Raw genomic sequence first — 12,905 nt, forward strand, 5'->3', positions numbered from 1 at the left:
TTATTGCTCCACCACTTCAATTTTACGTTTTGCCAAACCTTTTAACATCATGTTTTGCCACGTTCTATGCTGATTGACATATAAGCCTTCATGCGTGATTTCGGCACCAGTAATTACAGGATTTATCCCTAAAATTTTACTGTTTTTAGATTCACCATAATTCCAGTTTTGGAAACCGCGTGAAATATCATTCCACTGATTATTACGCGCTTCAAAACCGCGTTGAGCCTCTTTAAACTCAACAAGATCATCAGGTGTACCCATGCCAGATACGTTGAAAAAGTCTTCGAACTGACGAATACGGCTTTCACGATCTGCGTCCGACTCACCTTTTACACCAAGACATTGGCTGATAATTTCTGTTTTATTCCAAGCTACTGGACGTACAATACGCAGTTGCGAACTAATTTGATCCATAAAAAATAATGATGGATAAATATTTAAATTTCTTAAACGATGCATCATCCATTCAGCAGTTTCAGTTCCATACTCATCAAGTAATCTAGGCATCACTGAAGCATAACCAGGACGGACATCTGGGTTTGGCATATCACTAAACAATACGCCGTGACCATGGTTAAAGGTAAACCAACCATCATCAGTTTGTTTATCTCCAGCACCCAACTTACTATAATCTAGAGTTTTTTCAGGAACGATACCTTTTTCAGCATTGACTGTTTGACGATGTTGGACTGTCGCAACATAGTTATAATGCACTGTACTCACATGGTAGCCATCTAGACCATTTTCATTTTGGAGTTTCCAGTTTGCATCAAATTCGTATTTAGAACGCCCTTCAATAACCTCTAGCTCACCAGTAGGTGATTGAGCGATCATCATATCTAAAAACTTGCGTGTATCCCCTAAAAATTCATCCAGTGACGTGTCTGTATTGACATCTAAATTAACAAATACAAAACCGCGATAACTTTGTACTAAGCCTTTTTTTAAGCCCATTTTAGACTTATCAAAAGTTTCTGGGTCATATTCACCCGGTGCTTTTACTTTGAGCAACTTTCCATCATTTTTATAACACCAAGCATGGAATGGACATACAAAATTTGCTTGGTTTCCTTTATATACACGAGTAAGCGTTGTACCACGATGCGAACAAGTATTTGACAATGCATGTAATTGTCCTTCCTTATCACGGGTGATGATCATCGGATAACGACCAACCTGCACTGTAATAAAATCATTAGGATTTTGAATTTCGCTTTCATGACATGCATAAATCCATGTTTTTTCGAAAATTAATTCCATTTCTAATGCAAACAATTCTGGCTCGGTGAAAATTTCACGTCCTACACGAAATACACCGTCTTGTTCTCTAAAATCAATATTGCTATTCACAAAATCTTTCCAATTTCGTGCATTGGCTTGAATATTTTGCATTCCATTTCTCCTTATTCCTTTGTCATAAGTTAAAAGAACAAGGCAAAATAAAATATCCAAAAATATGATATTTTTATCCAAATATTGTGCGTTTATTTTCAATATTTTGTAAAAAGTATAATTTTATACCTTTTTGATATTTTATCGCTTGCCATAAATTGATTAGACTGACAATCATAATAATAATTTTGTTATGGATTAACCGTTTAAGCGTTGCATCAGATAGCATGGTGAGCAATATGACCAGTCAATTATCTTTATCAACACAACTTAATGTTTCAGAAGCCCGCAATTGGATGAATAATATTTGTGGGCAACATGATCTCGTCGTTAAAAATCATGCAAAATTGAATTTTCAACATGAATTTGCCAAATTTAAACATGATTCAATTGCACTAGGCTATATTCAATATGGTACTGATGCCTCTATTATCAATGAAAAAAAACTACACTGTTATAGTATTAGCTTACCGCTAAGTGGCATGCAAGAGTTAGATATTGGTTCTGATCGAATCCTTTCAAATGCAGACAAAGGCTTGATTATCAATCCACAAAAGGAATTGATGCTAAATATTTCTGGAGACTGTAAAAAGCTACATTTAGCTATTCCCAAAGATAAAATTAATCAAGTTTTAAGCCATATTTTGCGTGAAGAAATATGTGAAGATTTGATATTTGATGCTGAAATGAATATGGATGCATTGGCAATCGCGCAATGGTGGAGACAAATTAGCTTTTATTTAGATGAAATACGCCTTTTGGGCATCGAAAGCTTGCAATTTATGTCAGTGGAAATTGAAAATTTATTAATTAAAAAACTTCTTATTTCTCAAAATCATAATTATAGTTCTCAATTGATCCAAAGCATGAATCAACATCTTCCGAGAGAACTAGATCGTGTGGTGCAATTTATGCATGAGCACTACCAAAGTCAGATCTCTTTGGCAATTTTATGTGAGATTTCACATACTTCAGCATCAAAACTTAATCAATTATTCAATGAATATTACCATCAAACCCCGATGCAATATCTCAAACAAATACGACTTAAAAAAGTATTTGAAATGATTAAAACCAATCCAAGAGAAAGTATTACAGAGATAGCCTTAGCACATGGTTTTATCCATATGGGGCATTTTTCTAACGATTATAAATCTATGTTTCAAGAAACAGCTAAGCAAACCGCAAAACGTTATTTAATCTAAATAGTTCGTTTGAGATATTAGAACCAGCTTAGATCTAAAGCAGTTACGATCTCAATAGTTCTATTGTATTACTTAAAAATAATAATAAATCCACGATAAAATACGTACCAAAATCACCCTCTGCTTCTTCGGCTACAAGACCAATAACTTAGTCTGAATATAAATAAAAAAGGTCGATATATATCGACCTTTTTTTATTTCTAAATTAGAATTTTTTGGTATAGGTTGTTAAGACACGGTTTTCTTGGAATGAGTTACCATTTTTAATGTCATAATTAATATATAACCATTGGAATGATAAGCCTTTTAATTTTGGATTTTGGATTTTGGAAATCATAGCCTAAGATAAAGTTCGTTTCACTTTCTCTATTATCACGTCCTTGACCATCCTTAAAATCAAAGCCATGTACATATTTAACTAAGGCATTTAAACCAGGTACATAATTTTTAAAATCATATCCATAGAGAAAATGGACTGATTTTTCATCTTTTTTAAAGAAGCCTGTGGTATTCCAGTTAATAAAATATAATTCTGGTAAAAAGCCATCTGGTAAAGGATAACCTGTATCACCAAATAATTGTTGATAGCCCAAAGCGACAGTATGGTTACCTACAAAAACTTTTTCTAATAATCCAAGATTGTGGTTATCTACTTCCCCAGCTTGTGAGCTACCTGAATCTTGTGAACGGAAATATTTCAAACGCGTTTGTGATTTAAAGTTTTGTCCTTTCCACCAATATTCTAAACCAAGATAATGTTTATCATAGAGGTCTTCTAAATCACCATAATAATACTCAGCTTTTAAGTTTGGAGTAATATCATATTTTAAGTCTACATAATTTAAACCATCAGTAAAATATTTAGTACCATTTACTGTATATGAAAACTCATGGAATTTTTCTTCATAGCGTGGTGAAACACGTTCTACACGACCGAATTCAACTTTAAATTTATCAGTAACTTGGGATTTAACTTGTCCACCCCAATATGAACTTAATAACTGACGACTAGCATCTGTAGAAGTAATCGGTAAATCTAACCATAATTCACCAATTTTAAATTCAGTTTTATCGTATTTTAATTTAAGTGTACCACCATATTTTAAAAAGTTACGATCTTGGGTTTTAGACACAGTATCAAATGGTAAGATTGTATCATCTACATGGCGATCTCCACTTAAACGGAGTGCGTATTGTAATGATGCATCCATACCAATCTCGATCGGTTTATCTGCGACCGTTAAAACCGTAGGCACATAATCTGAAGTATAGAAACCTGAAATACCTTGTGACCAGCTTCCAGGATCTTTAATACTATCATTATCATAATTTCGTTCAATAAACGCATTTTTTAATACAAGTTTAAAATTATCTTCAGCTGCTGCTGATTGATATGCTCCGATTGCTAAAATAGAGAGTGTTAAACTTGCAAGTGGTTTCTTAAACAATTGTGAAACTGCCATAATAAATTCCATTTAGAGTGGCGGAAAATAAATCAAAATTTTTACATAATGACTTTTAAAACTAAAAATACATATAGTATTTTCAATATATGAGAATTTAGGTGATTAAAACTGTGTTAAATAACAATTCAATGTCCAAATGAATATAAAATTTTAAAATTATTCATTATAAGTTTTGATCGTATATTAGCATTGAAATCCATTTCCATAATCCCTTACTACTCAGTTAAATAAATCATCCAAACTGATTTAATTAATGTATGTACTTTACTTGTTTTTGTTCACTTTTTAAAATTTTTTATAAGTATTTATATATACCTTATAAATATGTGAATATTACCATAAAATGTCAAATTATATTGAAAATTCAATGTAAAAAGAGAAAATTTACAACACTTTTTTACTGTAAATTTTCTATTTTGATTGAATAATGCTGTATAGTTATTTCAAATATTCTTTTATATAATCAACCACTTGATCAGGTTTTTGTGCATGTAACCAATGACCTGCTTGATCTATTGTTTGCAGAATCACATTGGAAAATTGTTGTTCTATAGCTTGAACCTGTTGTTCTTGAGCGACATAAGGCGATAAGCCTCCACGAATAAATAAAGCAGGAATGTCACTTTTCACTTGATTTGTCCAAGATAAAATATCTTGATAATGAGCATATATTGAAGATAAATTAAATAACCACTGACCTTGTTTAAATGACATTAATAGAAATTGAATGACCATTTCTTCTTGAATATAATCACGCATTATCTCCATTGCATCTTTTCGTGATGAAATATTGGCATTTTCCACTGCAAATAATGCCTTAAATATCACATCGTGATGATTTTCTTGATATGCAAATGGTGCCATATCCAATACAACTATTTTATCCAAATTTGATGCTGCAATTTCAGCAAGCTTCATGGTGATTTTACCGCCCATGCTATGCCCGATTGCAGTGAATTTTTCTATATTTAAATGTTTGATCGTTTCTAATATATCTTGTGCCATTAAAGAATAATTCATATCTTCAGAATGCGATGAATGCCCATGATTTCTTACATCAATCTGAATTACATCATGAGTTTGACTGAATGCACGAGCAATCACACCCAAATTAGATAAACTACCAAACAGACCATGAATCAGTACAAGCGGAGTATTATTATTTGGTTCAGTTGCTTGAAGTAGCTGATAATTGAGTAACATGTCACGGTCCATTTCATCATAAAAGAAAGCTCTATCATCGCAATTTAGAGGCTTTTGAACAATATTTTTTTATTTATATTTCATATGATTATGTAAATTAAAAATAAGTGTATTTTAAGTCGACATTTTCATATTTAGCGTAGACTTACAACAATGTTTATTTATAGATTAAAAGAAATCAGCCTTAGCTGATTTCCGTTTTAATATTGTTGACCATGTGTAGCAACCGCGGAGCAATATCTTCTTCCAATTTTTCTCGGCCTAAAATAAAGCTTGGACCGCCACAGTTAAAGACCAAAAGTCCGTGTTGTTCATGCATCAATGGTACAGCGACGGAATTAACATCTTTATGCCATTCCCCAACTGAAAAACAATAGCCAAAATCTTCATAGTCTTTAAATGATTTATCTAAATCTCGACTAATCTTCAACCAATCTTCTTTATGTTTTTCACGTATTGCATCAAGTAAAAAATCACGTTCATCTTCAGGTAATGCAGCCAAACAAGCTCGTCCCATAGAACTCAGATGAATCGGTAAATATGTGCCCACTTGACGACGCATCGTCACATTTCCCTTGCCTTGCACCACATCCAAATAAATCATATTTAGGCGATCACGTGTGGCCATTGCAACTGCAGCACCAGCATGATCAGCCAAATCTTTCATATAAGGATGCGCAATTGAACGAATAGAAACATTCGAAAGCATAGAATATCCAAATGCTAAAACTCCAGCAGATAGTTGAAATTTACTAGAATTTGGAACTTGTTTTATATAGCCCAATCGGGAAAGTGTATGGGTTAATCGGGTAATGGTTGGCTTGGGTAACCCTGTCATTTGTGATAATTCTTGATTACCCAAATGTTGATATTTTGGCGTAAAACAACGCAACAATTCTAAACCACGTGCCAATGCCGTAATAAATTGACGATCATTTTCATCCTGCATATCTTCAATCGGATGTAAAAGTTCATGTCTTAATGGTGCCAATAAAGTTTCGGCTTGATCATTTTCAGGGAAATTACTCATACTTGGCGCCTAGTAAAATTTTCAACATATTTCGCATTGCGAAAATTATAATCCATTTCTTCTAATAAGAGCAAAAGAAGCAAACAATTGCGTTTGCTTCTCTTAAGTGATCTGACAACATTTTTAAATGGCTTGTTATGCAATTCACTTATTAATGTCAGCAGATTTCACATATAAATCATTTAAACAATCAAATGATTATTCAATGATGCCTTTGGCTTTTAATTCACTCAATTGTTTTTCATTTGTGATACGTGTCAGGATCTCATCAGTATGCTGACCCAATTTAGGCGGTGCAAAACGGTACTCTACAGGAGTTCGAGACAATTTGATCGGTGAACCAATTACTGTCAATTTTTCTTTCTCAGGATGCGGCATATCCACGAGCATATTTCGCGCAACAACTTGAGGCTCTTGAAAAGCTTGTTCAAGATTATTGATCATACCGACCGGAACTTTTGCCGCATGAATTGCACTCACCCACTCATTTGCAGTTTTTTGAGCAAAATGTTCTGCTAGTAAGCTGGTAATCTCTGTACGATGTTTGATACGGTCAGCATTTCGCGTATATCTCGGATCATTTGGTAACTCAGACAAACCAATTGCATTACACAATTGGATAAACTGCGTATCATTGCCACATGCAATAATAAAGTCTTGATCTGAACCTTTAAAGACTTGGTATGGAACAATATTTGCGTGTGCATTACCATAACGTTTTGGAATGTTTCCAGAAGCGAGATAGTTCATCCCCTGATTTGCTAAAGTTGCAATTTGCACATCCAAAAGCGCCATATCAATATGCTGCCCTAGACCTGTCAAATGTCGATTTAACAATGCTGCTTGAATCGCAATCGTAGAATATAAACCTGTGGTTAAATCTGAAAATGCAACACCTAGTTTTTGTGGTCCACCACCCGGTAAATCATCCTTTTCACCAGTCACGGACATCAAACCGCCCATACCTTGAATAATAAAATCATAACCGGGATCAGGTGCTCTAGGACCTGTTTGCCCAAAACCAGTAATTGAACAATACACTAATTTTGGGTTCAGTTCCGAAAGTGTTTCATAATCTAAGCCATATTTTTTCAATGACCCAGCTTTATAGTTTTCAATCACTACATCCGAATCCTGTGCCAAAGCACGGACTAAATCTTGTCCTTCAGGAGTCGCAATATCGATCGCAACAGACAATTTATTGCGATTTGTAGATTGGTAATAAGCTGCTTCTTGTGTGTCTTGACCAGCATCATTTTTCATCCATGGCGGTCCCCAAGATCGTGTATCATCACCACGTTTAGGACGTTCCACTTTTATGACTTCTGCACCGAGATCAGCCAAGATTTGTCCACACCAAGGTCCTGCGAGTACTCGACTTAAATCTAGTACACGTATTCCTTCTAAAGCACCCATAATTATTCCTACAACTCTACAATTTTTGATTGAAAAAGCACGTATTAAACGCGCTCAATCACCATTGCTAAACCTTGACCCACACCGATACACAAACTAATTACCGCATATTTTTTCTGTTGACGTTGCAATTCGCGAGCTACAGTCAATGTCAAACGGGCACCAGATGCACCTAAAGGATGTCCAACTGCGATCGCACCACCATTTGGATTTACACGTGGGTCATTAAACTCAACATTTAGTCCTTTTAGACAAGACAAAACTTGTGAGGCAAATGCTTCATTTATTTCAATAATATCCATATCATCTAGGCTTAAGTTGGCACGTTTTAATGCTAATTTAATCGCCTCGATTGGACCTGCTCCCATGATACGAGGCTCAATCCCCATTGCTGCTGAAGCTAAAATTTTTGCAATTGGTTTTTTCCCAATCACTTTTTCAGCAGCTTCCGAACCAATAATCAATGCTGCAGCACCATCATTTACACCAGATGCATTACCTGCTGTAACCACACCACCTTCAAATAAAGGTTTAAGTTTGGTTAATGACTCAATTTTGCTGTTCGCACGTGGATGCTCATCTTCTTTAATTTCAAGCGGTGGTAATTTTTTACCTTGTGAAACAGAGATAGGGGTAATTTCTTCAACAAAAAAACCTGACTCTTGCGCTTTTTGATATTTATGCTGTGAAGAAAGTGCAAATTCATCTGCTTGTTCACGTGAAATTCCAAATTCTACAGCTACATTATCACCTGTTTTTGGCATGGTATCGTCGCCAAAAGCAGTTTCAATTTTTTTGTTTGGAAAACGTGCTCCGATCGTTGAATCAAAAACTTTTACATCACGGCTGTAAGCACTTTCGGCTTTGCCCGTAACAAATGGTGCACGTGACATGCTTTCCACACCGCCTGCGATGTAAATATCTCCTTCACCACAAGTGATGGCGCGAGCAGCATCAATCACAGCACCCAAGCCACTTGCACATAAACGGTTTACGGTTTGTGCTGGTGTTTTAACATCTAAACCTGCCAATAAAACCGCGTGACGTGCAACATTTCGGCTATCTTCACCCGCTTGATTGGTATTACCTAAAATAACATCATCAACTGCATCAATAGGTAAATTTGTTTTTTCAATCAATGCCTTGATAACAGCACCTGCTAAATCATCTGGACGAACGGATGCCAATGCACCACCATGTTTACCAAATGCTGATCTTAAACCGTCATAAATATATGCATTTAACATTTTTTGCCTTCCTTAAGCTTGAGTAATATTGTGATTTACAGCATTGTTTTTTGAAAATAATAGCGATAGACCTAAAGCAGCTCGACGTTGCAACCATGGGCTTGGACGATAGCGTGGATCCAAAGTAATGGCACTGATTCTTTCTAAAATCAATAAAATACGATCAGTACCCAAATGATCTCCCCATGATAATGGTCCAAATGGATAACCCAAACCGAGTTTTACAGCCTGATCAATATCAGAAGCAGTTGCAATTTGTTGTTGTGCGATATCACAAGCCAAATTGATGATCATTGCCAAAGTTCGCTGTGCCACAAAGCCGACGCTTTCATTGATCACGCTCACGCCAGTTTGATCTTTGGCAAAAATTGCATGTGCTTGATCTATATAATGTTGCTCTGTTATTAATGAAGGCATCACTGTACGATGACGAGCGAAATCAGTCAGCATATCGATCGCAACGACATGTTGTGCATTTAGCCCAAAACGTAGCGCAGCTGTAGTGGTATCTTCACCATAAGTCGCCAAGATACACAAACTTTCTTTACTTGGCTCTTCAGCATCGTCAAGTTCAATACCTTGCTGATTCAAGTAATTTTTGAGAATTTCAGCATCATGATTTAAGTCAGAACCAATCCAGACTTTATCGAAAATAGCTACATTTGGGACAGCTTGTGCAGCTTCTTCATTGGTTTTTTTAGCATCTACATATTTATAAAAGCCTTGACCCACTTTACGCCCAACATGACCTGCGCTGAGCATTTGGCGTGTTAATGGATTTGGACGATAGCGTGGATCTTGATAAAACTGATTGTAGATTGACTCCATAACTGGATGCGAAACATCCAAAGCTGTCAAATCAAATAGCTCTAAAGGCCCCATTCTAAAGCCTGCACCTTCACGTAAAATTCGGTCTACTTCACTGACAGAAGTGACACCTTCTGACAAGATTTTAAGACCTTCAGTACTATAGGCACGCCCTGCATGGTTCACAATAAATCCAGGCGTATCTTTGGTTCTTACCCCCAAGTGCCCCATCGATTTGGCAAAAGTCAATAGTTCTGCGATGACAGGTTCATCTGTCGCCAAACCTGCGATCACTTCAACAATTTTCATCAAAGGAACTGGATTGAAGAAATGGAATCCTGCAATACGATTTGGATGTTCACACGCAGCAGCTAAAGCGGTCACGGAAAGAGAAGAAGTATTTGAAACTAAAATAGTCTCTTTTGACACTATACTTTCAATCTGTTTAAACAATTTTTGTTTAATTTCCAGATTTTCAATGATCGCCTCGATCACCAAATCAGCTTCTTTAATCTGCTCAATCGTGTCTAAAACCACCAAACGCTGCAAAGTTTGCTCAACGTCTGAAGCGCTTAATTTACCTTTTGCTTGTAATTTTTCTAAAGTTTGTTTGAGATTTGCTTTACCTGTTGTCGCTGCACCTTCCCGTGCATCAAAAAGCAATACCTGAACACCTGATTGTGCAGCAATTTGGGCAATCCCCATTCCCATTACGCCAGTGCCTACCAGTGCCATTGTTTGAATTGCCATTTTATTCTCCAATTTACCTTATATTTTCACAACATTTTATCTGTATTGTTCATTGCATATTTAAATGAATCATCACAGAAATAATGACGAATAATCACGCTCTTTTTATAAAGAAGTTTGATTATTTCCCTTGATAATTTGCTGGACGCTTTTCAAAAAAGGCATTTACACCTTCTTTTTGGTCTTGTGTATCAAATAAAAGTTGAAATGCTTTACGTTCTAAAGTTAATGCACTTTGTAATGACATATCCTGACCTAAATTGGTCACTTCTTTGATTTGCTGTACAGCAATTGGAGATAATGCGGCAATATTTGCAGCAATTTCTAAAGCATGCGCAATCGTTTGTTCTGATTCGACAACTTCCGAAACCAAGCCCATTTGTTTAGCTTCAGCTGCTTCGATCATTTTTCCAGTCAAGACCATTAACATGGTTTGGAATTTTCCGATCGCACGTAACAAACGCTGGGTACCACCCGCACCAGGCATCAAACCAAGCTTAACCTCTGGCTGACCAAACTTTGCATTTGAACCAGCAATAATAATGTCTGCATGCATCGCAAGCTCACAGCCACCGCCCAAGGCATAGCCGTTCACTGCTGCAATGATCGGTTTCGGACAATCCACAATACTCTGCCAATATTGCTCAGTATGACGCAGATACATTTCCGAAGTTGTTGCAGTGGTAAAATCTTTAATATCCGCGCCTGCTGCGAAAACTTTCTCACCGCCAGTTAATACAATCGCACGTACATTTTCATTTTTTGAAAGTTCTTGAAACGTTGTGGACAGTGCTTGACGGAGTTCTAGATTGAGTGCATTCCTTGCTTCTGGACGCTGTAATTCGATGATTGCAACAGCATTGTCCTGTATTGTTAATTTTAATACTTGATTGTTTTCCATAATCAGCTCATTTCGCATAGCGGTACTTTAAAATCAATATATCTTAGTTTTTGATAAAAATAAAAGGGTTTTTTCTCATACTAAAAGATGATATTACGATCTATTATTACAAATTCGTTTAATTTCAATGTATTAAAAAATACAACAATAAAAATAAAGTATCGCTATGCGGTATTTATTTTTAAAAATATTGTTTTATTGATTTTTTTTGATTAGTATCCGTTTAAATTAGATGTTAAATGCATAGTTTTGGATCATTTTCCAAACAATTGCTTAAAAATTTGTGAAAGCCTCACAAGGAGCTATATATGATTCGAGATCAGGAAACATTAGATCAATTGGTTGATATGATTCGTCAGTTTGTCGAAGGTGTACTTATTCCAAATGAAGAACAAGTCGCTGAAACAGACGAAATTCCTGCCGAAATCGTACAACAAATGAAAGAACTGGGGCTTTTTGGTTTGACCATTCCTGAACAATATGAAGGTTTGGGTCTTACTATGGAAGAAGAAGTTTATATTGCATTTGAACTAGGTCGTACTTCTCCTGCATTTCGTTCATTAATTGGCACAAATAATGGCATCGGCTCAAGCGGTATCATCATTGATGGAACGGAAGAGCAAAAACAATTCTTCTTACCTCGCTTTGCTCGCGGTGAAATCATTGGCTCATTCTGTCTCACAGAACCTGACTCGGGTTCTGATGCTGCATCATTAAAAACAACAGCAGTGAAAGACGGTGACTTTTATATTCTAAACGGTACTAAACGTTTTATTACCAATGCTCCGCATGCGGGTGCATTTACTGTTATGGCACGCACTAATCCTGAAATTAAAGGTGCTGGCGGTATTTCAGCATTTATCGTTGATAGTCAAACAGCTGGGATTTCACTCGGTAAACGTGACAAAAAAATGGGACAAAAAGGTGCGCATACTTGTGACGTAATCTTTGAAAACTGCAAAGTTCCAGCCTCAGCATTAATTGGTGGTGTAGAAGGTGTCGGTTTTAAAACTGCAATGAAAGTCCTAGATAAAGGTCGTATTCATATTGCAGCTCTCAGCGTTGGTGCTGCAACACGTATGCTCGATGATGCCCTCCACTATGCTGTTGAGCGTAAACAATTTGGTCAAGCGATTGCAAACTTCCAATTGATTCAAGGTATGTTGGCTGACTCAAAAGCAGAAATCTATGCTGCAAAATGTATGGTTATTGATGCAGCAAAACAACGTGATGCAGGCAAAAATGTGAGCACAGAAGCCTCTTGCGCAAAAATGTTCGCTACAGAAATGTGTGGCCGTGTCGCAGATCGTTGTGTGCAAATTCATGGTGGTGCGGGTTATATCAGTGAATATTCAATTGAACGTTTCTACCGTGATGTACGTTTATTCCGTCTATATGAAGGCACAACACAAATTCAACAAGTAATTATCGCTCGCAATATGATTCGCGAGATCTCTCAATAAAATTGGCAATTTGAGGAAAAAA

Annotated in this window: 9 protein-coding genes and 1 pseudogene; 2 read left to right on the top strand and 8 right to left on the bottom strand. The window is 36.1% G+C overall.

What is annotated here, in order from left to right; translation table 11 throughout:
* A complete protein-coding gene (gene antA, locus F960_RS12310; RefSeq protein ID WP_004865596.1) occupies positions 1-1,395 on the bottom strand; it encodes an anthranilate 1,2-dioxygenase large subunit in 1,395 nt (464 codons plus the stop codon).
* Between the two features lie 239 nt (positions 1,396-1,634).
* Here antA and F960_RS12315 point away from each other — a divergent pair, with 239 nt between their 5' ends.
* Positions 1,635-2,600 (top strand): AraC family transcriptional regulator, encoded by a 966-nt coding sequence (locus F960_RS12315; RefSeq protein ID WP_020846439.1) that lies wholly within the window; start codon positions 1,635-1,637, stop codon positions 2,598-2,600.
* Positions 2,601-2,805: 205 nt separating this feature from the next.
* Here F960_RS12315 and F960_RS12320 read toward each other — a convergent pair.
* From F960_RS12320 to F960_RS12350, 7 genes and pseudogenes are all read right to left on the bottom strand, one after another.
* Positions 2,806-4,063: pseudogene (locus F960_RS12320) on the bottom strand (OprD family outer membrane porin).
* A gap of 441 nt (positions 4,064-4,504) precedes the next feature.
* On the bottom strand, positions 4,505-5,269 hold the full coding sequence (locus F960_RS12325; RefSeq protein WP_004865602.1) for an alpha/beta fold hydrolase: 765 nt from the start codon (positions 5,267-5,269) through the stop codon (positions 4,505-4,507).
* Between the two features lie 184 nt (positions 5,270-5,453).
* Positions 5,454-6,299, bottom strand: a complete 846-nt coding sequence (locus F960_RS12330; protein WP_004865604.1) for an IclR family transcriptional regulator — start codon at positions 6,297-6,299, stop codon at positions 5,454-5,456.
* A gap of 198 nt (positions 6,300-6,497) precedes the next feature.
* The gene (locus F960_RS12335; RefSeq protein ID WP_004865606.1) at positions 6,498-7,715 is read right to left on the bottom strand and encodes a CaiB/BaiF CoA transferase family protein; all 1,218 of its coding nucleotides are present in this window, start codon (positions 7,713-7,715) and stop codon (positions 6,498-6,500) included.
* A 44-nt stretch (positions 7,716-7,759) separates the two neighbouring features.
* Positions 7,760-8,962 carry a 3-oxoadipyl-CoA thiolase gene (locus F960_RS12340; RefSeq protein WP_004865608.1) on the bottom strand — a complete coding sequence of 401 codons (1,203 nt, stop codon included), beginning with the start codon at positions 8,960-8,962 and terminating at the stop codon, positions 7,760-7,762.
* Between the two features lie 12 nt (positions 8,963-8,974).
* Positions 8,975-10,519 (bottom strand): 3-hydroxyacyl-CoA dehydrogenase, encoded by a 1,545-nt coding sequence (locus F960_RS12345; RefSeq protein ID WP_004865609.1) that lies wholly within the window; start codon positions 10,517-10,519, stop codon positions 8,975-8,977.
* A gap of 121 nt (positions 10,520-10,640) precedes the next feature.
* The gene (locus F960_RS12350; protein WP_004865610.1) at positions 10,641-11,420 is read right to left on the bottom strand and encodes an enoyl-CoA hydratase; all 780 of its coding nucleotides are present in this window, start codon (positions 11,418-11,420) and stop codon (positions 10,641-10,643) included.
* Positions 11,421-11,728: 308 nt separating this feature from the next.
* Between F960_RS12350 and F960_RS12355 the strand changes: the two genes are divergently transcribed.
* Positions 11,729-12,883 carry an acyl-CoA dehydrogenase family protein gene (locus tag F960_RS12355; protein WP_004865611.1) on the top strand — a complete coding sequence of 385 codons (1,155 nt, stop codon included), beginning with the start codon at positions 11,729-11,731 and terminating at the stop codon, positions 12,881-12,883.
* The last annotated feature ends 22 nt before the right edge of the window (positions 12,884-12,905 follow it).

The sequence above is a fragment of the Acinetobacter gerneri DSM 14967 = CIP 107464 = MTCC 9824 genome, assembly GCF_000368565.1.
Lineage (GTDB): Bacteria > Pseudomonadota > Gammaproteobacteria > Pseudomonadales > Moraxellaceae > Acinetobacter > Acinetobacter gerneri.